This window comes from Geobacillus kaustophilus (assembly GCF_000948285.1).
GTDB classification, from domain to species: Bacteria; Bacillota; Bacilli; order Bacillales; family Anoxybacillaceae; genus Geobacillus; species Geobacillus thermoleovorans_A.
Map to the genome: position 1 here is coordinate 2455328 of NZ_JYBP01000003.1, position 20585 is coordinate 2475912.

Annotated in this window: 22 protein-coding genes and 1 riboswitch; of the genes, 9 read left to right on the plus strand and 13 right to left on the minus strand. The window is 54.5% G+C overall.

The window, feature by feature from the left end; translation table 11 throughout:
- Positions 1-43: 43 nt before the first annotated feature.
- Genes LG52_RS12610 through LG52_RS12625 form a run of 4 tightly spaced genes read left to right on the plus strand, consistent with a single transcriptional unit; the run spans position 44 to position 4699 of the window.
- The gene (locus tag LG52_RS12610) at positions 44-1120 is read left to right on the plus strand and encodes a YheC/YheD family protein (RefSeq protein WP_044732209.1); all 1077 of its coding nucleotides are present in this window, start codon (positions 44-46) and stop codon (positions 1118-1120) included.
- 6 nt (positions 1121-1126) lie between these two features.
- The gene (locus LG52_RS12615) at positions 1127-2212 is read left to right on the plus strand and encodes a YheC/YheD family protein (RefSeq protein WP_044732210.1); all 1086 of its coding nucleotides are present in this window, start codon (positions 1127-1129) and stop codon (positions 2210-2212) included.
- Positions 2190-3539 (plus strand): YheC/YheD family protein, encoded by a 1350-nt coding sequence (locus LG52_RS12620; RefSeq protein ID WP_044732211.1) that lies wholly within the window; start codon positions 2190-2192, stop codon positions 3537-3539. Before LG52_RS12615 ends, LG52_RS12620 begins: the two co-directional genes overlap by 23 nt.
- Entirely contained in the window at positions 3533-4699 is a 1167-nt protein-coding gene (locus LG52_RS12625) for a YheC/YheD family protein (protein ID WP_044732212.1), read from the plus strand. Before LG52_RS12620 ends, LG52_RS12625 begins: the two co-directional genes overlap by 7 nt.
- Here the strand turns inward: LG52_RS12625 and LG52_RS12630 are convergent.
- On the minus strand, positions 4659-5060 hold the full coding sequence (locus LG52_RS12630) for a hypothetical protein (protein WP_044732213.1): 402 nt from the start codon (positions 5058-5060) through the stop codon (positions 4659-4661). The genes LG52_RS12625 and LG52_RS12630 overlap by 41 nt on opposite strands.
- 115 nt (positions 5061-5175) lie before the next feature.
- On the opposite strand from LG52_RS12630, the gene LG52_RS12635 reads away from it, so the two are divergent.
- The 3 genes from LG52_RS12635 to LG52_RS12645 all read left to right on the plus strand — a co-directional run bounded on the left by LG52_RS12635 (position 5176) and on the right by LG52_RS12645 (position 7742).
- Positions 5176-5370, plus strand: coding sequence for a hypothetical protein (locus tag LG52_RS12635; RefSeq protein ID WP_044732214.1), 195 nt, complete (start codon positions 5176-5178; stop codon positions 5368-5370).
- A gap of 239 nt (positions 5371-5609) precedes the next feature.
- A complete protein-coding gene (locus LG52_RS12640) occupies positions 5610-6500 on the plus strand; it encodes a PucR family transcriptional regulator (protein ID WP_044733247.1) in 891 nt (296 codons plus the stop codon).
- Positions 6501-6629: 129 nt separating this feature from the next.
- On the plus strand, positions 6630-7742 hold the full coding sequence (locus tag LG52_RS12645) for an ABC transporter ATP-binding protein (RefSeq protein ID WP_044732215.1): 1113 nt from the start codon (positions 6630-6632) through the stop codon (positions 7740-7742).
- A gap of 82 nt (positions 7743-7824) precedes the next feature.
- On the opposite strand, the gene LG52_RS12650 is transcribed toward LG52_RS12645, so the two are convergent.
- Positions 7825-8067, minus strand: coding sequence for a hypothetical protein (locus LG52_RS12650; protein ID WP_044732216.1), 243 nt, complete (start codon positions 8065-8067; stop codon positions 7825-7827).
- Positions 8068-8356: 289 nt separating this feature from the next.
- On the opposite strand from LG52_RS12650, the gene LG52_RS12655 reads away from it, so the two are divergent.
- Positions 8357-8569 (plus strand): alpha/beta-type small acid-soluble spore protein, encoded by a 213-nt coding sequence (locus LG52_RS12655; RefSeq protein WP_044732217.1) that lies wholly within the window; start codon positions 8357-8359, stop codon positions 8567-8569.
- Between the two features lie 83 nt (positions 8570-8652).
- Here LG52_RS12655 and LG52_RS12660 read toward each other — a convergent pair whose 3' ends face one another.
- The 10 genes from LG52_RS12660 to tenA form a co-directional block, all read right to left on the minus strand.
- Positions 8653-9924, minus strand: coding sequence for a hemolysin family protein (locus LG52_RS12660; protein WP_044732218.1), 1272 nt, complete (start codon positions 9922-9924; stop codon positions 8653-8655).
- A gap of 476 nt (positions 9925-10400) precedes the next feature.
- Complete coding sequence (locus tag LG52_RS12665) at positions 10401-11426, minus strand: thiazole biosynthesis adenylyltransferase ThiF (protein ID WP_044732219.1); 1026 nt, start codon at positions 11424-11426, stop codon at positions 10401-10403.
- Positions 11423-12190, minus strand: coding sequence for a thiazole synthase (locus LG52_RS12670; RefSeq protein WP_044732220.1), 768 nt, complete (start codon positions 12188-12190; stop codon positions 11423-11425). The genes LG52_RS12665 and LG52_RS12670 overlap by 4 nt, the downstream gene beginning before the upstream one ends.
- A 1-nt stretch (position 12191) precedes the next feature.
- The gene (gene thiS / locus LG52_RS12675) at positions 12192-12395 is read right to left on the minus strand and encodes a sulfur carrier protein ThiS (RefSeq protein WP_014194970.1); all 204 of its coding nucleotides are present in this window, start codon (positions 12393-12395) and stop codon (positions 12192-12194) included.
- A complete protein-coding gene (thiO, locus tag LG52_RS12680; protein WP_044732221.1) occupies positions 12392-13525 on the minus strand; it encodes a glycine oxidase ThiO in 1134 nt (377 codons plus the stop codon). Before thiO ends, thiS begins: the two co-directional genes overlap by 4 nt.
- A 3-nt stretch (positions 13526-13528) precedes the next feature.
- Positions 13529-14134 carry a thiazole tautomerase TenI gene (gene tenI, locus LG52_RS12685; RefSeq protein ID WP_044732222.1) on the minus strand — a complete coding sequence of 202 codons (606 nt, stop codon included), beginning with the start codon at positions 14132-14134 and terminating at the stop codon, positions 13529-13531.
- Between the two features lie 16 nt (positions 14135-14150).
- Positions 14151-14933 carry an energy-coupling factor transporter transmembrane component T family protein gene (locus LG52_RS12690; RefSeq protein WP_044732223.1) on the minus strand — a complete coding sequence of 261 codons (783 nt, stop codon included), beginning with the start codon at positions 14931-14933 and terminating at the stop codon, positions 14151-14153.
- Positions 14930-16384 (minus strand): ABC transporter ATP-binding protein, encoded by a 1455-nt coding sequence (locus LG52_RS12695; protein WP_044732224.1) that lies wholly within the window; start codon positions 16382-16384, stop codon positions 14930-14932. The genes LG52_RS12690 and LG52_RS12695 overlap by 4 nt, the downstream gene beginning before the upstream one ends.
- A gap of 12 nt (positions 16385-16396) precedes the next feature.
- Entirely contained in the window at positions 16397-16987 is a 591-nt protein-coding gene (locus LG52_RS12700) for an ECF transporter S component (protein ID WP_044732225.1), read from the minus strand.
- A 23-nt stretch (positions 16988-17010) separates the two neighbouring features.
- Entirely contained in the window at positions 17011-17694 is a 684-nt protein-coding gene (gene tenA, locus LG52_RS12705; protein ID WP_044732226.1) for a thiaminase II, read from the minus strand.
- A gap of 106 nt (positions 17695-17800) precedes the next feature.
- Positions 17801-17908: riboswitch (TPP riboswitch) on the minus strand.
- Positions 17909-18050: 142 nt separating this feature from the next.
- Here tenA and LG52_RS12710 point away from each other — a divergent pair.
- Positions 18051-19235 (plus strand): class I SAM-dependent rRNA methyltransferase, encoded by a 1185-nt coding sequence (locus LG52_RS12710; protein ID WP_044733248.1) that lies wholly within the window; start codon positions 18051-18053, stop codon positions 19233-19235.
- Positions 19236-19267: 32 nt separating this feature from the next.
- Here LG52_RS12710 and LG52_RS12715 read toward each other — a convergent pair whose 3' ends face one another.
- Positions 19268-20473: an MFS transporter gene (locus tag LG52_RS12715; protein WP_044732227.1), complete on the minus strand. Its 1206-nt coding sequence runs from the start codon at positions 20471-20473 to the stop codon at positions 19268-19270.
- Positions 20474-20585: the final 112 nt, after the last annotated feature.

Consider the following 20585-nt stretch of genomic DNA (forward strand, 5'->3'; position numbering starts at 1 on the left):
CATTATAGAGCTTGCCTGACGAATGCGCAAATGAGGGACTGCGATGAGCAAACAACGAACGATGGCCGTGCTGACGGAAATCAATGAAACAAGTGAACGGGCTGCCTTTGGATCCATCCATCACTTTTGCGAGGAATTGGCGGCATATGCTAGAAAGCGTGGCCTCTTTTTTTACGTATCCTCGCCGGCGCTTTACTTAGAGGGAGTCGGCTATCAATGGACCGAAAGCGGATGGGGCAAGCGGGACGTTCCTTCGGCCAATGTCGTTTACAATCGCCTTCACTCGCGCAAGCTCGAACGCTCCCCTTTGTTTGCCGAGCTGCTCGCCCGGCTTGCCGAAGAAAACGGGATGATGTTCAACCATCGCTTTTTGCATAAATGGGAAGTGCACTGCCATTTTGAACGTCACGAGTACTTGCACCCGTACTTGCCGAAAACGGCTCTCTGGAGCGGTCAACATACGCTTGAGTCGTTCCTTGACGCTTTCCCTTCCGTCTTTCTCAAGCCGATCTATGGCAGCCAAGGGCGAGGGATTTTCCGCCTCCAACATTCGGACGACGGAATTTGTCTTCGCCATTCCACTTCCGCTTCAACGGCCGCATATCGTTCGATGGACGCTTTAGCTTCCGCTTTGCGGCAACAAATCCGAACGCCGATGATCATCCAACAAGGGCTTGAGCTTCGCACCCTCGACGGCCGCCCGGTCGATTTTCGCCTGCTTTGTCATCGCGTCCGCCACAATGATTGGCGCGTCACTTCCGCCGTCGCCCGCATAGCGCCGCCCGATCAGTTTGTCGCTAACCTTGCGCGCGGCGGAGAGCTGATGGCGGTCAATGATGTCTTGCGGAAGTGGCATACGAGAGCTGACGCGTTCCAGCAAAAACAGCTTCTGAAAGAAATCGCACTGGAATCCGCTGCCGTTCTCGCCTCGGAAGCGGAAGGGCTGTACGGAGAGTTTGGCGTTGATCTTGCCATTGACATCCATGGCCAGCCGTGGATCATCGAGGTGAATACGAAGCCGTCGAAACGGACGGATATGGCCGCTTCCTACCAATCAGTCCGCCCGTCGGCGAAGGCGATCATCGACTATAGTTTGACATTGATGGAGGAAAAGGAGTGAACCGTTTTGCTTTCACTCGGTTTTGTCACCCTTGACGAACAGCAAGACCGCACGTATTGCACTGAGGTGGCGAAACGCGCCAGACGCTACGGCATTTCCGTCTGCCGCTTTTCGCCGCTTGGCATCGATCCGCAGACGGAAAACGTCCGCGGCTTTCTCTTTCAAGAGGAAACGAACGAATGGACAAACGCCGTCTTTGCCATTCCGCCATTTTTATATGACCGCTGCTTTTACGGCAATGATGAGCGATCCAAAAAAGCAAAACCGATTATGAACTGGTTGAAGCAGCGACCTGACCTCACGTTTTTAGGCTATGGCCTGCCGGGCAAATGGGACGTATATGAAGCTCTCTCCTCTCACCCGCTTTTGTCCGCCTACGTGCCGCCGACTGTCCGTCTTGAGCGCGCCGATGATGTGCTTGCGCTTCTCCGCCGCGAACAAGCCGCCATCGCCAAGCCGGTGCACGGCTCCGGAGGACGCGGTATTTGCATCTTTCAAAAGAGAGGGAAGGCACTGTCCGTCCAAGACAGTCACGGTCAGGAACAGGCCGTCATTGCCCGCCGAAGCGAGCTGGAACAGCTTCTCTCCTCTTGGAGCCGCCGCGGCGAGTATGTCCTGCAGCCATTGCTTCAGCTATCGACCCCGGAGGGTGAACCGTTTGACCTCCGCATTCTTTTGCAAAAGGATGAAAACGGACGCTGGGCGGAGCGGGTGCGGGCCGTGCGAGTCGGCCGACCGGGGGCATGGGTGGCCAACATCCGCGCCGGCGCGGATATTCGTCCGTTTTCCGAGTGGCTCGACCGCCTTTCCTCTTCAAAACGTCTCTTCGTGCTCGATGGCGTTGAGACGATCATCCGCACGCTGCCAGTTTATATAGATCGCATGTTCGGCCCTTTGTTTGAAATCGGCTTGGATCTTGGTGCGGCCGACAACGGGGCGGTGTGGATTTTGGATGTTAATTCCAAGCCGGGGAGAAAAGTGGCGCATCTTCTGCCCCCGGAGCAACAAAACGAACTGTACGAAGCGCCGCTTCGATATTGCTTGTTTTTGGCCAGAGGGGGAAAAGCCAATGATCTACACGTTGATCATTGACGAACAACAAACAAATACGGTGATTCTTCCCGCCACGCTCCAAGCATCTAGGCAAACATCAGCTGCATTCGGCAGCCTTGTCACCCCATGCCGGGTCATTTCTTCCCCCCGTCTCACCGACCGTGTGATTGTGGCGCATGACGTTGCCAGATGCTTGTCGATCCCGTTCGCCGCTGACGTTCATGTCTTTTTGACCGATGAAGCTGTTCACTTCGGGCCGCTTGTCGGCATTTTGACCGCCGGATTCACCAAGTCGCTCAACCGCCCGGTCGGCAGCCGGAGCTTCTTTTTTGCCAAGCTGCTGGCGCAAGAAAAGCAAGTCGGCGGATTTGCCTTTTTGTTTAGCGCGCCCCATATTGACTGGGAAAACGGCATGACGAACGGCTATTTTTACACAGAGCGCGGCTGGGAACGCCATACGGTGCCGTTGCCGAATGTCGTTTACAACCGGCTGCCAAACCGGCGCGTCGAAAAGGAGGAAACGTTTCAAACGATGACGAAGACGCTGCAAACCACCTATGGCATCCCGATCTTTAACGGGTGTTTTTTCAACAAATGGGACATTTACCGCCGGCTCTCTGCCCATCCGAAGGCGCAGCCGTATTTGCCGGCGACGTCCGCCCACGTGACGCAGCACACCATTGAGCAGTTTCTTGCCCGCTACCGTGAAGCGTACATCAAGCCGGCCGACGGCAGCCTCGGCCGCGGCATTTATCATTTAGCGAAAAAAAACGCCTATGAATGCCGGTTCCGCGATGAAAGCGGAGAAATACAAACGGTGCTGTTTCCGACCGCCATGGCGGTGTGGCATCATTTGCTCGCCCATACGCCGCTTCACCGCTATGTCATCCAACAAGCAGTTCCGCTTCTTGCCGTCAACGGCCGACCGGCTGATTTCCGCGTTCACGTTAACAAAAACGAACACGGCATATGGCAAGTGAGCGCCATCGCCGCCAAAATTGCTGGAAAACAAAGCATCACGACCCATATGAACAGCGGAGGCATCGTCAAAACGCTGGAAGAAATTTTCCTGGATGCCGCCGAGCGCGAAATCATGCTCGCCCGTCTTTCTGACGCCGCCCTTACGCTCAGCCGTTGCCTTGATGAAGCATCAGAAACGTTGATCGGCGAAATTGGTTTTGACCTTGGCGTTGACCAACAAGGAAGGATTTGGATGTTTGAAGCCAATTCCAAACCCGGACGTTCGATTTTTAAGCACCCAAAATTAAAGGACGCAGACGAACGAACAGCGCGGTTGCCGCTCGCTTACGCTGTCCACCTCAGCAAAACGGCCATCACCGAACCCGAGGCGCTTTGGCCATGCTGACGATCGGCTACCGTCCTGACACCGGCGAGTGGGTGTGCAACAGTCCGGGCGGCCCTTATCGATTCGGCAGCGGCTGGGTTGCTTCCGCCGCTGTCCTTCCCGATCTCGTCTTTCCCGTCCGCGAGCAAGATGGACGGGTGGGACCGCTCGTCGGCGTGCTGGTCAGCGCCTCGTCCCTTTCCGCTTTGCTGGCTGGGAAAAAGCCGTGGCTTGAAACCGTCATCCGCTCCATCCACAAAGCCGGCGGCATCTCCGTCGTCAGTGCGGACGCCGGCATCGGAGAGAAAACGGTCTCCGGATATGTATTCGTTCCGACGCTTCATTGTTTCATCCAAGCGGCCGCTCCACTGCCCGATGTCGTCTACAATCGGGTAAAAAACCGCGAAGAAGAAGAAAGCGAGCCGTTTCAAACGGCGGCTGCCCAGTTGAGCGCCCATGGCATTCCACTTGTCAACCGCTCTTTTTTCCGCAAATCGGACGTTTATGACGCGCTGCGGTCCAACCGCCGGCTCTGGCCGCATCTATTGCCGACGGCGCCTGTCCAAACAGCGGCCGATCTTCGCGCTTGGCTCCGCCAATACAGCTGCATTTACTTGAAGCGGGATGACGGCTCCAGAGGAATGGGGCTGTTTCGCCTCACCTCCTTGTCGGAGACGAAAGCCATTTGCGAATATCCGGGCGGCCAAAAACGGTTCTGCTCGCTCGATGCGCTCGCATCACTCATTCAGTCCGGCCGCTACATCGCCCAAGCGGCGGCTGAAACTGACGAGTGGAACGGCCGCCGCTACGATTTGCGCGTGCTCGCCCATTGGCACAACGGCCGCCATACGATCACCGGCATCGGTGTCCGTTCAGCCGACGTCGAGTCGGTGACGACCCATCTGTTTCATGGCGGAACCATCCTTCCGTACAAAGAAGTCAAGGAACGCATCGATGAAGCGGCGCTCGAGCGGCTTATTGCCTTGAGCGGCGCACGCCTTGGCGAACGGTTTGGCTTTGTCGGCGAATTTTCCGCCGACATCGGCGTCGGAAGCGAACGGCAGCTTTACATTTATGAAATCAACGCCAAGCCGATGGTGTTTGATGAACCGGAGATTGAGGCACGGCGGCTCGAGAGGCTCAATCAGCTGTTTGCCGAGCTCGCTCATCGTAAGCCATAGCTAGAAACTGGCCGCTGTAGCGGAGCGCCTGGTGGAACACAACATCAACGGCTTGTTTGGCGGCTCCATTTAAGCTTTGGCAGACGTTCTGGCATAATATCGCTTTTTTCCACTCAGCCGCCGCCATGGCTTGCAAGAGATCACAACGAGGTGCACCTGCTTTGCTTTGCTCTCTTTCCGCTCGGCCGTCGGTGTTAGCCCCAGCAACTAAATAATGCACGTATTGCCAAAGTTTACGCTGCCGCTCGGCTTCAGCCAAATAGACCGCCCATGCCTCATCCGTTTCCATCTCAGCAAGCTGCCGGGCTTTTTCTTCCGCCGCGGCGGTTGTTTCGAGCAATTTTTTGATCAGCATGATCATCGCCTGCCGCTCCTTTCTTTCCGCTTGTCCTCTTTCATCCATATGAACGGCATGGATAACGTATGCCTCTTTTGGACAAACTTTAGGAAAAATGATGAGAGAAAGGAGCGAGATGATGGAACGAAATGAAACCGAGCGCCGGGATTCATTGTACGAAGGGCGCGATAAATACGACATGGACATTGACCGCATGATCAACGAAGGGATGGCCGGAGGTGCCGTGTACGGCCACGGCGATGACGTCAACATTGAGGAAGCGCGCGATCTTGTCAAAGAAGAGCCGCCGTACGAAGCCGGCCAGTACCAGTAAACGGAGCCGATTTTCCCGCCTCGGGAAAGTCGGCCTTTTGTTCTATGAAGCCTCTCCGCCGATGCGTTAGGCAGGGATCGTTCGAAACGACCGCTGTTGACCAAACCGCCCGTTCATTCGGCGGCTTTCCCTCTTTCATCCATTGTCTTTCTTTCCATTCGCAGGGATTTGGTATAATGAAAACAACGCTGATTCCTCTTCGGCGTGACATCATCCTTGACGGAAAGGGGTGCGCCGCGATGCTAAAAGAGCTCGAATCGCTTTATGAAGGGGACATCGTCATCAACGGTCAGCCAGAACACCCCGAAGATTACGAATGGTTTTATACCGCCGATGGTGATGAGATCGGCATCGCCAAGCATCGATTGACAGAGCAGGAGCGGCGATTGCTGGCGCTTTTTTTCACCCCCGCCGAGCGTCGGCGCGAACCGGAAAGCGAAGAGGAGCGGGCATGGAAACGATGGATGGCAACCGGCGACCCAGCCGCGCCCGCTCGGCTCGCTGCTCCCTATTGCCGGTTCATTCATTTTACAGCCAGCCGGCCGATCACCAACAAAGAGGAGTTTGCTGACGCTGTTTGCGGCTTGTTTTCTTCTCCAGTCACCATCGTCTGGGAACAAGATCGGCGCGGGCTGATCGTCGAAGCGAAACAAAAGCGGACGACGGAGCCGTCTTCGTTAGTGGACATGGCTGAGGCGCTCGCCGCTGATTTTTATACTGCCATTCATTTATTGATCGGCCCAATCCGCTCCGTCGATGAACGGCTATATGAATCGTTTCTCCTCGAAAAAGAGTGTTTTTCCGCCGCTCGGCGCTTTTGGCCGAAACGAACGGTGTACGAATGGGAAGACGTCATTCCGCTTCCGCTCTTTGAAGAAGGAGCAGTCAGTGAGAAAGCTCGCCGGATCCTCTCATTTCTTGACGGATTCGACGACAAGGAAGTGCGGGCCATGGAGACGTTTTTGCAATGCAACTTAAACGTGTCGATGGCAGCGAAAAAGCTGTATATGCACCGCAATAGTTTGCAATATCGAATCGATAAATGGACAGAGCAAACTGGTGTTGACATCAAACGATTCAAAGGGGCGGCAGCCGTCTATTTGGCCATCTTGCACCGGCGCCGTTCGTAATCCCACGCTTTTTTGTCATGTCGCCGAAAATCGGCGGCATTTTTTGTGCACCTCGTCCATTTACGAATGTTCCTATTTTTCTATACACTGGTCATAGGAAAACGATTTCAACGATAAGGAGGATTCACGATGGCAGAACTGCTTCTTGACCATATTTACAAAATTTACGACAACAATGTGGTCGCCGTCAAAGACTTCAATTTACATATTCAAGACAAAGAGTTTATCGTATTTGTCGGCCCGTCCGGCTGCGGCAAATCCACCACGTTGCGGATGATCGCCGGCCTTGAGGAAATTTCCAAAGGCGATCTCTACATCGACGGCAAACGAATGAACGATGTGCCGCCGAAAGACCGCGACATCGCCATGGTGTTCCAAAACTATGCCCTGTATCCACATATGAGCGTCTATGACAACATGGCATTCGGTTTAAAACTGCGCAAATTCCCGAAAGCGGAAATTGAAAAACGCGTCCGCGAGGCGGCGCGCATTCTTGGGCTCGAGCAATATTTGGACCGCAAACCGAAAGCGCTCTCCGGCGGACAGCGGCAGCGCGTGGCATTAGGACGGGCCATTGTCCGCGATGCAAAAGTGTTTCTAATGGACGAGCCGCTTTCAAACTTGGATGCGAAACTGCGGGTGCAAATGCGCTCGGAGATCGCGAAACTCCATCAACGCTTGGAAACGACGACCATTTACGTCACCCACGACCAAACGGAAGCCATGACAATGGCCACCCGTCTTGTCGTCATGAAAGACGGCGTCATCCAGCAAGTCGGAACGCCGCGCGAGGTATACGAAAAACCGGAAAACATTTTTGTCGGCGGCTTTATCGGCTCACCGGCCATGAACTTCCTTCGTGGAACGCTGCAAGACGGCAAGTTTGTCGTCGGCCAAACATCGTTTGGCATTCCGGAAGGAAAAATGAAAGTGTTGCGTGAGCAAGGGTATGTCGGCAAAGAAGTCATTTTAGGCATTCGTCCGGAAGACATTCACGACGAACCGCTCTTCCTTGAAGCCTCTCCGGCGACGAAAGTCACCGCTCTCGTCGAAGTCGCCGAGCTGCTTGGCGCTGAATCGATGATCTATTTTAGCATCGACAACCAAGAATTGGTCGCTCGCATCGACGCCCGCACGGAAATCAAGCCGGGCCACCGGATTGACCTGGCGCTTGATATGAACAAAGCGCATTTCTTTGACGTTGAAACGGAACGGCGCGTCCGGGCGGCGGATGAAAAGTAACCCCCATTGTTGTTCATATAGATTCATTCGAAGGCGTTCCGAAAAAACCGGGACGCCGTTTCTTTCTCCTCGGTCAACGGCTCTATTCCTTGATAAAACGAACTTCCTCCTCATGGCAGCGTGGGCAGTAAAACAAATGGACGCATTCATGGTTCATGTATGTGCGCAAATAGCCGTCGACAAGCTTCATGACGTCGGCATCCATATATGGACTGTAATCATCAAAATAATCCGTCACCTTTCCTTGGTCTTCCATCGGTTGCCGGCAGTAGCTGCAATACACCGTCACCCGGCGCAACCCGTTGCACAGCGGGCATACATTCATGCTGCTTCCTCCTCTAAGATGTTCCTTATCTTTACATATTCCCTAATGGTGACGGCGGTAAAACGTTAAAAATTCCCATATTCTCACCATGCATAACAGGCAAACAACGGCCCAAACTATGAGTACCGCCAGCGAAATCACTCATCCGTTGCAACGGGGGCGCTGGCGAAGCCAAAAGCGGGTGGGCCGATGGGTTCAGCCAAGCTTGGCACACGCCTTGCAGCGTGAAGTGTTGGTGCAAATCCAACCACCCCAACCATCAAAAATTTTAAAGAGGAGATGATCAACGATGGCACGCAACAATAACAACAACCAACTGTTAGTCGCTGGTGCTCAACAAGCCATTGATCAAATGAAGTACGAAATCGCCCAAGAATTTGGGGTGAAACTCGGCGCTGACACGACTTCTCGCGCGAACGGTTCGGTCGGGGGCGAAATTACGAAACGTCTTGTCGCCATGGCTCAGCAACAACTTGGCGGCCAATTCAGCAACATTCAATAACCGCCTTACGAACAACTTCATATAGATGGCAAACGCCCCAGGCAGTCAGCCCGGGGCGCTTTCATATGGGAACGGGGAGCGAATCAGGCGCTTCCCGCCTGATCGGCAAGCGGTTGGCTCAATGAGACAAGCACTTTGCGAATGCGCCGATTGTCGACTTGTCGGACGGTGAACGTCAGTGGTCCATATTGCAACGTTTCACCGACTGCTGGAATGCGTTCAAACATCTCAAAAATCCAGCCACCTAACGTATGCGATTCACTCTTTGGCACGTCGATGTTCATCACTTCGCAAAACTCATCCAGCGGCAGTTCGGCGCTGAACTCAAAGCTGTGCTCGTCGATTTGGCGCACCGTTTTCACCGCCTCATCATGCTCATCCCATATTTCGCCGACAATTTGTTCAAGAATATCTTCGAGCGTAATGAGTCCAGCGGTGCCGCCAAACTCGTCGACGACGATCGCCATATGCACTTTGCTTTTTTGCAGCTCCGGCAAGAGATCGGACACTTTCATTGACTCGACAACGAACAACGGCTGGCGCAACAAATCGCGGATGCGCACCTCCCGCTTTTGCACAAGCTCGCTGAAAAAGTCGCTTTCCGACAAAATGCCGATCACGTTGTCAATATCCCCTTCATAGACCGGGATGCGGGAATATTTCTCTTCCAAAAACACGTCGCGAATCTCTTCAATCGGCTGGTTCACTTCCACCGCCACCATATCAGCGCGCGGCGTGAAAATTTCTCCGACCAAAATTTCATCAAAATCGAGCGAACGTTGGATCAATTCTTTTTCTTTGTTGTCGATGACTCCTTCTTCTTCACTCAGCTCAACCATCACTTTAATATCTTCCTCCGTAACAGCCGGCACAGCCACCCCATTGGCGAACCTCTTGGCGATTCGATCTTTTAAGGCTTGGAGCGACGCCGTAACCGGCGTCATCAACTTCATCAGCCCATAGGCAAGGCCGGCGTATCGGATGGCGAGCTGCTCCGCATGCTCTTTCGCCATCGATTTTGGCAAAATTTCACCGAAGACGACAAATAATACTGTCATCACCGCCAGCGTGGCAAACAAGCCCATCTGTTCCCCAAGCAACGAAACAGCGATGTCCGTAAAGAGCACGACCGTCACAACGCTGGTGAAGCGGTTGACCACAGCAAGCGCCAACAACACGCGGTCAAGCTGACCGATCAACACCTGGAGGCGCTTATTGTGCAGATGCTCTTCCGCATAATGCCGCAACCGTGCCTTGCTTGCCGAAGAAAACGCGGCTTCTGCTGAAGCGAACAGCGCATTCGCGAGCAGGGAGAGGAAAAACCACCCGAACAACCTTAACGGCCACTCTTCCAACGAATCTTCACACTCCTATGGATGGTGACGATGTTATTCATATCCATTTTTCCGCCGAATCATGCTGTAAAAGCCACACTTGCCGCGCTAAGCGGAAACAGAGCGATGCGGCCGGCAGCAGCCGTTTTCGCTCTTCCTATCTTAAATATAACAAATTTTTCGCCAACTGACTATAGCTGGCGAGTTGTCCTTCCATATAAATCCAGACAACCAAAAAAGAAAAATGCGCCGGATGAACCGAGGCGCATCATGATTCAAGCCAACAGGAACCAATCAAATACACAAGAACAAGCAATGAGGCAATGTTGAATGTCACTGACCACTCGGCCATTCGTCTTCCCCTCCCTTTTCTTCCCCTATTTCATCGTACCATCTTGACGGCGGGAAAAACAGGAGAAGAAGGACGTCTTTTTGACAGTTTGATGAACAAAACAAGGGCGTCCTCCCATCAATGCATCATTTCATTTTCTCTCGTTTCAACCTAAATAACGGTAATAGATCGCCTTTGCCTCCTGCACGTCTTTTGTGCCGTGCACAAGCGCACGGCCGTCGCGAAAGACAACCAATCGCTTGTCGCCGAGCGAAGCGGAGACAAGATACGGGTTCGCTTCCGCTTGAAGCCCTTGGCGGCGAAACAGCTCCGCCAATTCATTCAAGTTGTACTGGCGCGGAGCAGGCGGACGGATTTGCACGGAATCGCGCCCGCACAAGACGGCCGTCTTCGTCCGTTGTTCATAGGAGAGAAACGGATAAGAGGGGTGACGTCCGCACGTCGGGCAACCTTCCTTTTTCACCCCGTCAATGCGAATGGCGGCGTATTCGTTCGCCCAAAGATCAAACGAAACGAGCTTGCCGCGAAGCGCCGACCAGTCCTCCACTAAAATTTTTAACGCCTCAGCCATCTGATAGCTGACAACCATTTGCACCGCTGGGCTGATAATGCCGGCCGTATCGCACGTCAATCCCCCTTGCGGCACCGTTTCAAGCAAGCAATACAAACAAGGCGTGCGGTTCGGAATGAAGGCGCAGCTTAAACCGTAACTGCCGACACAAGCGCCATAAATCCACGGAATGTTGTACTTGTAGGCAACGTCATTGATGACAAGGCGCGTATCAAAATTGTCTGTCGCATCGATCCATAAGTCAGGGCGTTGCTTGAGGGCGATCGTTTCCAATTCTTCTGGGCCGGCGTCGCCGACAATGGCCTCGATCTCAACCTCGCTATTGATTTGTTCAAGGCGCCGTTTGGCGGCGATCGCCTTCGGCAGCCGCTCCTTCGCATCCGCTTCGCTGTAAAGTTGCTGGCGTTGCAAGTTGCTCCATTCGACGTAATCGCGGTCAATGATCGTCAATTTGCCGATGCCGGCGCGAACGAGCGCTTCGGCGTTGCCTGTGCCGAGCGCTCCGGCGCCGACTAACACGACGTGCTTTTCCCGTATTTTTTTCTGCCCTTCCTCACCAATGGGTGCAAACAATTGCTGCCGGGAATACCGTTCGTTCAAACAACACTCATTCCTTCCATTGGGCTGCTTGCTGACGCGTATCGTTTTTTCGGGATGCGTCCGGCTTCATAGCCAAGCCGGCCCGCTTCCACCGCCAGCTTCATCGCTTTCGCCATTTTGACTGGATCGGCCGCGCCGGAAACAGCGGTGTTCAAGAGCACCCCATCCGCGCCAAGCTCCATCGCCAGCGCCGCATCCGCCGGTCCGCCAATGCCGGCGTCGACAATGACCGGCACGTTCGCCTGCTCAATGATAAAGCTCAAATTGAGCGGATTGATGATGCCTTGCCCGGACCCGATCGGCGAGGCACCCGGCATGATCGCATGACAGCCGCGCTCCTCAAGCCGCTTTGCCAGCACGACGTCATCGGATGTGTACGGCAACACGATAAACCCTTCCTCAAGCAACATTTCCGCCGCTTTCAACGTCTCGATCGGGTCTGGGAGGAGCGTTTTGTCGCAGCCGATCACTTCTACTTTAATCATATCACACAACCCGGACGCTTTGGCGAGCCGGGCGATGCGCACCGCTTCTTCGGCCGTTTTCGCCCCGGCGGTGTTCGGCAAAAGCTTATATTTGCTTAAATCGAGCTGCTCTAAAAAGTTCGGCTGCTCCGGGGAAAAGATGTTCATCCGCCGGACGGCGAACGTTAAAATTTCCGCCCCTGACGCTTCCACCGCTTCTTTTTGCACGTCCAAGCTCGGATATTTGCCCGTGCCGAGCAACAGCCGCGAAGAGAATTCATATGGACCAATTTTCAACATCTCAACCGCCTCCTACAAAATGAACGATCTCTACGCGATCGCCATCGCATAGCGCCGTCGTCCCATACTCATGTTTTTGGATGATGCGGACATTGACTTCGACGATGCAAAGCTTGTTCTCAAGCCGGAAATGGGCAAGCAAATCGCCCACCGTTTTCACCTCGTCGGGCACGGCGACCGTCTCCCCGTTAATCACTAACGTCATTCCACCCCCACCTTTCCGATATGGCGTGTCAACGAAAACGGCGCAAGGTCAAACGCCGTCTCTTTCCGCTCCACTAAGTCGGCGACAAGCAGACCGGTCAACGGGCTGAGCAAAATGCCGTTCCGGTAATGGCCGGCGGCGACGAATAAGCCGCGCCTCTCCGGATGCTCGCCTAGATAAGGCAAGCCATCTTCGGTCTGCGGCCGGATGCCGCTCCATGCCCTTACCCACTCCGCCTGTTCAATGTCCGGAACAAGGTAGGCGGCGCGATGAAGCAAGTTCATCACCCCACCGGCCGATACGCGCCGGTCGAACGTGCTGGGCGTGGACGTTGCTCCGATGAGCAGTCGATTCCCCGATTTTGGAACAATATAGCAGCCGTTTTTCGCAAATACAGTCGTTTGCAACAACGGAATTGGAGTGCGCACCATGACGCACTCCCCTTTGACCGGGTAAACGGAAAGCGAAAGCCCAACCCGCGCGCCGAGCCGCGCCGCCCAAGCTCCGGAAGCGATGACGACCGCCTCGGCGGCAAACGTCCCGCCTGTTGTGTCTAGCACATGCCCACTGCTGTCGGAACGGATGTCGAACACTTCCGTATACTCGTACAGACAAGCGCCGGCGGAGGCGGCGGCATAGACGAGAGCGGCGGCGAAATCCGGCGCGCTCACTTGCCCATCGCCAGGGATGTACATCGCTCCAGCAATCGCTTCCCCCGCCAGGCGCGGCTCGATGTCAAGCGCCTCCCCTTTCGTGAGCCACTGCACCGGCTCGCCTATACCCCGCCAAAATGTATAATGGCGGTAGAGATCGTCTGCTTCCTCCTCCGTTGTCGCTATTTTGATCATTCCTTTTTCGACAAGGCCGATATCAATGCCGGTTCTCTCCCTCAGCTCTTCAGCCAAGGCCGGCATGAGCGCTCGGCTTTGCAAGGCAAGAGGCACGAGCGGGCTCGGCGCCGAAAACTCCGATTGCGCCCCGAGCATGCCAGCCGCCGCACTTGACGCCCCACTTCCCATCGTTCCTTTTTCGAAAATGGCGACGCGATGCCGCCGCTTGGCGAGCTCAAAGCCGATGGCCGCCCCGATCACCCCGCCGCCGATGATGGCGACGTCATACCGATGCGTCATCCCCTATCCCCTCCATTTCACGATGTCTGCCAGCCGTTTAGCCTCAGCAACAGGGTCGGCTGCGAAAAAAACAGCCGACAATACCGCCACCCCGAACGCGCCTGCTTCCAACACTTGACGGGCGTTGCCGGCATGAATGCCGCCGATGGCGATGACTGGAATGGACACGGCAGCAGCGATTTCGGCAAGCGAATCCAACCCACGCGGCGGCAAACCGGGCTTGCTGTCCGTCGAAAAAATATGACCATACAAACAAAAGTGAGCGCCATCGTTCTCTGCCTGTTTCGCCTCCTCGAGCCCGTGCACCGAGCAGCCAACCATCAAGTCCGGAAACGAGCTGCGGACGGCGCGCACCGGCAGGCTGTGATAAGCAAGCTGCACCCCTTTGACACCATAAACGACAGCGACGTCAACTCGGTCATTGACCACAATTTTTCGCGGCGGCACCCCGGCGCGAAGCAACGCGGTGACGAACTCGGCCACTTCGCGCGCTGTCTTTTCCTTTTCACGAATATGAATGAAATCGGCATACGGATGAACATGGGCGCAAATCGCCGCGAACTCATCGGCTGTCTGCCGTCCCGTCGAAATGAAATGAAGAATCCCCATCGCCATCCCTTTTCCTCTATCGGACATCGCTGGTCGGGATATATGGATAATGTATGCCGGCATAATAAGCCGCCAGCATCAAGGCGGCGAACAAGGCGACAAACAGGACATCATATTTGCCAAACCCTATTTCATAGTAAAACGTGCGCCGCCCATTCCCGGAAAATCGCTTTGCCTCCATCGCGACCGCAATGCGCTGGGCGCGGCGGATGCTTTGCGACAACAGCGGAATGGCGTAGCGCTTCACTTTGCTGAGGCCGCCCTTGTTCGGCACGCCGCGCACTTTTAACGCATAGCGGATCGTCTGAAACTCTTCAAGCATAATCGGCAACAGGCGAACGGCCGCCAAAAAACTGTATGCATACTTCGGCTTCAGCTTCAGCTGTTGCATGAGTGAATAAAACAGATGCACCGGCCGAGTCGTCAGCGAAAAAATCAACCCGAGAAGCCCAAGCGCCAAAGCGCGAAACCCGATATGCACTCCGCGCCAAAAGCTTTCCGCCGTAATATGGATGAGCCCCCAGCGAACCCATGTCGTCGTTCCTTCGCCAAACATCATCATCGATGAGGCCGTCGAAACAAAGACGAGGAAAAACGGCAAAAACAGCCAAAACAACACGTTTGCCGGATAGCCGGTGCCAAAGCAAAACAAAACAAACAGAGCGAGCGAAACGTTGATCAGTACGTTCGGGTTATGAATGAACAACACAGCGAAAAAGAGCACGACAAGCACAATGAGCTTTAAGCTCGGGTTCGTCTCATGAAGCCATGTCTCGCGGCAGCGAACCTCCCATTTCATCGCCCCGCCCCACCTTCCGCCAACGCCGGCTCTCGGATGTCAAGCTGTTCGTCCCGAACAAGCGTCCCGTCTTCAATCACCCACCGTCTCGTCGCAAAGCGGCGGACGATTTGTTCGTCATGTGTAACCATCATGATCGCCGCTCCTTGTTCGCGGTGCGCTTCAAGCATTTCAAGCAAAGCAAACGTGTTTTTCGCGTCTTGACCAAACGTCGGCTCATCAAGCAAAAAGAGGCGTTGGCCGGCGACGATCGAAGCAGCGACGCTCAACCGCCGTTTTTGCCCAATCGACAGCTGGTACGGGTGTTGGTCTTGCTGCTCAACAAGGTCAAATTCACGCAACAGGCGAGCGATCGTTTCCTCAATTTCCGCTTCCGGCCGCCCTTCAAGCCGAAGCGAGTAGGCGAGCTCTTCGCGAACCGAATGGGTGACAAATTGCCACTCCGGATTTTGGAAAACAAAGGCAATATGGCGGTAGAGCGGGTGTTGCTGCTTGATGTCGGCCCCTAGCAGCACATACTCGCCGTCTGTATGAATGAGTTGCATAAGCGCGTGCAGCAACGTGCTTTTACCGGCGCCGTTTTTTCCGGTGACGGCAATCCATTCGCCCGCGTGCACCGTTGCTTCAGGAACATAGATTTTCGCCTCCCGGCCGCGGAACCCGCGAAAACGGGCGAGGCGAAGAAGCTCCTCGCCTTGATGGCGATTTCGCCGCCTTGCCGTCCGGTCATAGTCGTCCCAGACGCCTGGATACCAAATCCCTTCAGCGGCAATCACGTCTTTATAGTCGGAAAACACCGCCTTCGCCTCGCCGTCGGCGATGATGCGCCCATCGCGGCCGAACAAGACAATGCGATCCACAAAGTCGAGCACATGGTCAATTTTATGCTCGACGATGACAACCGTTTTGCCGCGGCCCACCTGCTTCACTGTTTGCCATACCGCCTTCGTCCCTTCTTCATCGAGCAGCGCCGTCGGCTCATCCAAAAACAACACATCCGGCTCAAGCGCCAGCACCGAAGCAAGAGCCAATCGCTGCTTCATTCCACCGGAAAGCGCATGAATATCAGTATGCGGGGCGATCTCCAAACCGACCTGGTCCAGCAGGGCGCGGATGCGGACGGGCATCTCATAGCGCGGCACGCTTCGATTTTCCAGGGCAAAAGCGATTTCCTCGTCCGCATACAGCATGCAAAATTGCGCATCAGGATCTTGGAAAACATAGCCCCACCGTTCCGGCCGCTCAAGGCGCTCCGCTTTCATCGGCACATCGATCGAGTGGGGAATGATGCCAGCCATCACTTGCAATAATGTCGACTTGCCGCATCCCGACGGACCAAGGAGGAGCACTTTCTCCCCCTCGGCAATCGAAAGCGACAAGTCGCGAAACAACAGTCCGTCGCTCCCGGGAAATTTCAGGCGCAGCCGGTCAATCACAATGATGTTTTTCATCGCTCACCGACCTCAACGGTTCAACGCATCGTAATCGTCTTTCGAGGCCGGCCGCCACATTTGCGTCACTCCGGTTTTTTCGAGCGCTTTCGCCAATGAAACAGCAAACACACCGGAGATGAGGATGGCGCCGATAAAACGCGCCAGCAAAAAGAGCGCCATATTCCATGGAGCAAGCGCCCCAATATAGCCTTTGTAAAAGTCCATGATGAGCGAGCCGACCGTCGCCCCGACCGCGCCGAGCGAGACAACGAACACATCAAAGCGCCGATAGCGGAAGACGGCAAAGACAAGCTCGGCCAACAGCCCTTGGACAACCCCGTAAATGAGCACTTCAAGCCCCCATTGCGATCCCATGATCAGCTCGCCGGACGAAGCCGCAATCTCCGCAAGCAACGCCACCCCTGGTTTGCGGATCAACAAATAGGCGAGCGAGGAGGCGATAAACCACATGCCGTAAATGAGTTGATCGAGATGAAACCCTACTGCTCCCACCGCGCTATACAGCGGTCCCCATAATTTGTAAATAACGCCAAACACAATGGCAATGACGATCGTCGTTAAAATATCCGCCAATTTCAACCCTTTTGTTTTCACTTCCATCCTGTTCTCCTCCTTGTCTTGCGTCAACGGCTCGCCGCCAATTCAGCCGACGGCCACTGCTCAAGCCGATACGCCATCTCCCAAAACTCGTACTCATATTCGCTGCTGATGAGGAAATGCCGCTTCATCCGATGGCGATCCTCTTCGGTGACCGCGTCAGCGATGTCGTCAAGCCGCGCGATTTGCTCTTCAACAAGCGAGCGGAACCAATCCGAACTGTAGGTGCCGATCCATTTTTCATAAATCGGATCGTTCGGCCGGCACGTTTTCAAGCGCTCACCAATTTCGTAATACAGCCAGTAGCACGGCAAAATGGCAGCGATGACATCGCCGAGATGCCCTTCGTACGCGGCGCGGTACATGTGCGACGTATAGGCGTACGCCGTCGGCGCCGGAATGAACGCCGCCCTTTCCTCTTCCGTAATGCCCAAGAGCTTGGCGAACGTTTCATGCAGCGACAGCTCGGCTTCGCACGTGCTTTGTGCATGGTGCGCCAACCGGGCTGTCGTCGCCAAATCCGGCGATTTCGCCGCCCCGATCGCCTGCACGCGGGCAAAATGGCGCAAATAATAGGCATCTTGCATCACGTAATAGCGAAACTTCTCGCGCGCAAGCGTCCCTTGGCCAAGCTCCTGAACAAACGGATGGCGGAAACTCGCCTGCCAGATCGGATCGGCCGCTTGGCGCAATTGTTTGGCAAATGACATTCGTTTTCCCCCTTTTTGGCAAAATAAAAACGCCGCTTCCTTTGCCGATTGGCGTAAAGAAAGCGGCGTGGGCATGCGACGTTGGCAAGGCAAAGCCTAGCCTTGCTGTGCTGCTCCTCCACTTCCCTACGCTGGCATTACCCAGATCAGGTGCTAAGGGTCTCAAAGGCACACTTTGATCTCAGCCTTTCTAAAGGCCCCCCTAGTGGATGATGGTGCAATTTTCAGTTTTCTTTACACTTAATCATACCATGGCACGAACGATTGTCAATCTTTTTTTCGCCGACGTTGCGCTGCGCGTTTCAATCCGCTATGATGGAAACGCAGCAATTGACGATGGAATGGGAGTGGAAACGATGGCAAAGGTCATCCTCAAACGAGAACGAAAAAAACGGCTTGAGCAAGGGCATCCATGGATTTTTCAAAGTGAAGTCGACCGCATCGAAGGTGATGCGGCGCCGGGCGACTTCGTTGACGTTTACAATCATCAAGGCTATTGGCTGGCGAAAGGATATATCAACCCCGCTTCACAAATCATCGTCCGCGTTTTGACGCAAAACCGAAACGATGAACTTGATGAGCGCTTTTTCATCGACCGCATCCGTCAGGCGTGGGCGTACCGTGAACGGATGATTCCCGGCGTTCGCTCCTGCCGCGCTGTCTATGGCGAGGCCGACTTTTTGCCCGGATTGATCGTCGACAAATATGAAGATGTGCTTGTTGTGCAAATTTTGGCGCTCGGCATGGAAAGACGGAAAGACTGGATTTTGCGCGGCTTGCTTGACGTGTTCGCCCCAAGGGCCATTTATTTGCGCAACGATGTGTCCGTTCGGGAGCTTGAAGGTCTCAAACAAGAAAAGGGCTTTTGGTACGGGGAAGGGGAAACGGAAATCGAAATCGAGGAAAACGGCGTGAAATACATCGTCGATATTGAAAACGGACAAAAAACCGGCTTTTTCTTCGACCAACGGCAAAACCGCGCCGCCCTTCGTCCGCTGATCGGTCCGGAGACGACCGTGCTCGACTGCTTCACCCATACCGGCTCGTTTATGCTAAACGCTTGTCTGTACGGAGCAAAACATGCCACAGCAGTCGACATTTCGGAACATGCCATCGAAACGGCAAAACGGAACGCCGCGTTAAACGGATTCACAAACGTTGAATTTGTCGTCGCCAACGCCTTCGACTATTTGCGCGAATCGGTGCGCGCCGGCAAACAGTGGGATGTCGTCATCATCGACCCCCCGGCGTTCGCGAAATCGGCCCATGCCGTCCCGAAGGCGCTGCGCGGCTATAAAGATATTAACTTAAACGGTTTGAAGCTTGTCAAAGACGGCGGCTTTTTCGTCACATCAAGCTGCTCGTACCACGTCCGCCCCCACCTATTTCAAGAGATGATCGCCGACGCGGCATTTGACGCAAAAAAAGTGCTGCGTCAAGTATATTGGAACGGCGCCGGCTACGACCACCCGAAACTCCTTGCCGCGGAAGAAGGCGACTACTTAAAATTCGCCATTTACGAAGTGCATTCCCGCCGGTGAAGAACCTAGCTAAAAACGCTTAGGGGCTATCCCTAAGCGTTTTTTCCCGCCTTTGAACGAAGGGGCTGCTCTCTGTGCAAGACGGTCCAATAGACGAGCATCGAAAGGAGCACAGAACCGGCGGCGGCCAAATAAATGCTCGGATAGCCGAACCAATGGCTGATTTGGCCAAACACCATCGCCCCGACGCCGACCCCTAAATCAAAAAACGAGAAAAATGTCGCGTTCGCCATTCCCTTGCGGTGGGCAGGCGCCCTCTCGACGGACCACGCCTGCAGCCCCGGTTGCACCATGCCAAAGCCGAAACCGTATAGCACCGCCGCCAAAAGCAACGCCCATTCTCCCGGCAGCCAAGCGAGAAGAAGCATCGCCAGCAAAATAAGCCCCGCGCCAGGTAGAAAAACGGCCCGATGCCCTTTTCGATCATACAACTGGCCAGCGAACGTTCGCGTCACCATCAAGGCAAGCGCGTAAAGCAAAAAGTACAGCTGCAGGCCGCCGATCTGTTTTTGCGCCGTATATAGAGGCAAGAATGAGGCGATGCCGCCGAACGTCACCGTCAAGAAAAACAACAGCAACGACGGAGTCAAAGCGCTTTTTTCATACAAGTCCCATCTGTTCTCCCCTTTACCATGCACGGCTTCCGCTTTTTTATACGTGATCGCGGCGGCAAATAGCACCGAAGCGACTCCAAGCGCCGCACAAATGGCAAACAGATGGCTAAACGGAATCATAGCGGCAAGCACAAGTCCAAGCGACGGACCAAACGCCAAGGCGATATTCCCAGACAGCCCGTAATAGCCCATTCCTTCCCCTCGGCGGCTCGCTGGAACGATGTCCGTTGCCACCGTTCCGGAAGCGGTTGTCGAAAACCCCCAGCCGATTCCTTGGAGGACCCGCATCAAAAAGAGAAAGAAAATACTTGAGATCAAGCTGTAGGAACCGACAGAAACGACAAAAATGAGAAGCCCCAATAAAAACACAAACCGGCGCCCTTTCGTCTCAAGCGCATGGCCGGCGAACGGACGGACGATGAGCGCCGAAAACGTAAACACACCGACGACAACGCCAATCAGCTGATCGTTGCCGCCCAAATGCTCGACAAACAGCGGAATGGTCGGCATCGTCATTTGAAACCCAAGAAACACAAAAAAATTGGCCAAACAAATCAAAACAAAATCTTTCGTCCATATTTTTTCTTTTTGTTCTGCCATAAGCGGCTGCTGCTCCGCTCCCATACCGATCCCCCTTGCCAACTATGTATTTCGTGTCCCTTAATATTTGTTAGTATAACATAATCATATTCCGTCGTTTAAGCAAAATGCTATTTCACCATTCTCCCGGCAGGAT

What these genes read in the sequence shown, in the direction of transcription:
- LG52_RS12620 (WP_044732211.1), top strand. Translation starts at nt 2,190, where the DNA reads ATGATCTACACGTTGATCATTGACGAACAACAAACAAATACGGTGATT.
- LG52_RS12695 (WP_044732224.1), bottom strand. Translation starts at nt 16,384, where the DNA reads ATGAAAAACATCATTGTGATTGACCGGCTGCGCCTGAAATTTCCCGGG.
- LG52_RS12645 (WP_044732215.1), top strand. Translation starts at nt 6,630, where the DNA reads ATGGCAGAACTGCTTCTTGACCATATTTACAAAATTTACGACAACAAT.
- thiS (WP_014194970.1), bottom strand. Translation starts at nt 12,395, where the DNA reads ATGACGTTAGTGATTAACGGGGAGACGGTCGCCGTGCCCGACGAGGTG.
- thiO (WP_044732221.1), bottom strand. Translation starts at nt 13,525, where the DNA reads ATGACGCATCGGTATGACGTCGCCATCATCGGCGGCGGGGTGATCGGG.
- LG52_RS12610 (WP_044732209.1), top strand. Translation starts at nt 44, where the DNA reads ATGAGCAAACAACGAACGATGGCCGTGCTGACGGAAATCAATGAAACA.
- LG52_RS12700 (WP_044732225.1), bottom strand. Translation starts at nt 16,987, where the DNA reads ATGGAAGTGAAAACAAAAGGGTTGAAATTGGCGGATATTTTAACGACG.
- LG52_RS12655 (WP_044732217.1), top strand. Translation starts at nt 8,357, where the DNA reads ATGGCACGCAACAATAACAACAACCAACTGTTAGTCGCTGGTGCTCAA.
- LG52_RS12715 (WP_044732227.1), bottom strand. Translation starts at nt 20,473, where the DNA reads ATGGGAGCGGAGCAGCAGCCGCTTATGGCAGAACAAAAAGAAAAAATA.
- LG52_RS12640 (WP_044733247.1), top strand. Translation starts at nt 5,610, where the DNA reads ATGCTAAAAGAGCTCGAATCGCTTTATGAAGGGGACATCGTCATCAAC.
- LG52_RS12710 (WP_044733248.1), top strand. Translation starts at nt 18,051, where the DNA reads ATGGCAAAGGTCATCCTCAAACGAGAACGAAAAAAACGGCTTGAGCAA.
- LG52_RS12670 (WP_044732220.1), bottom strand. Translation starts at nt 12,190, where the DNA reads ATGTTGAAAATTGGTCCATATGAATTCTCTTCGCGGCTGTTGCTCGGC.
- LG52_RS12690 (WP_044732223.1), bottom strand. Translation starts at nt 14,933, where the DNA reads ATGAAATGGGAGGTTCGCTGCCGCGAGACATGGCTTCATGAGACGAAC.
- LG52_RS12635 (WP_044732214.1), top strand. Translation starts at nt 5,176, where the DNA reads ATGGAACGAAATGAAACCGAGCGCCGGGATTCATTGTACGAAGGGCGC.
- LG52_RS12630 (WP_044732213.1), bottom strand. Translation starts at nt 5,060, where the DNA reads ATGATCATGCTGATCAAAAAATTGCTCGAAACAACCGCCGCGGCGGAA.
- tenI (WP_044732222.1), bottom strand. Translation starts at nt 14,134, where the DNA reads ATGGGGATTCTTCATTTCATTTCGACGGGACGGCAGACAGCCGATGAG.
- LG52_RS12625 (WP_044732212.1), top strand. Translation starts at nt 3,533, where the DNA reads ATGCTGACGATCGGCTACCGTCCTGACACCGGCGAGTGGGTGTGCAAC.
- LG52_RS12650 (WP_044732216.1), bottom strand. Translation starts at nt 8,067, where the DNA reads ATGAATGTATGCCCGCTGTGCAACGGGTTGCGCCGGGTGACGGTGTAT.
- tenA (WP_044732226.1), bottom strand. Translation starts at nt 17,694, where the DNA reads ATGTCATTTGCCAAACAATTGCGCCAAGCGGCCGATCCGATCTGGCAG.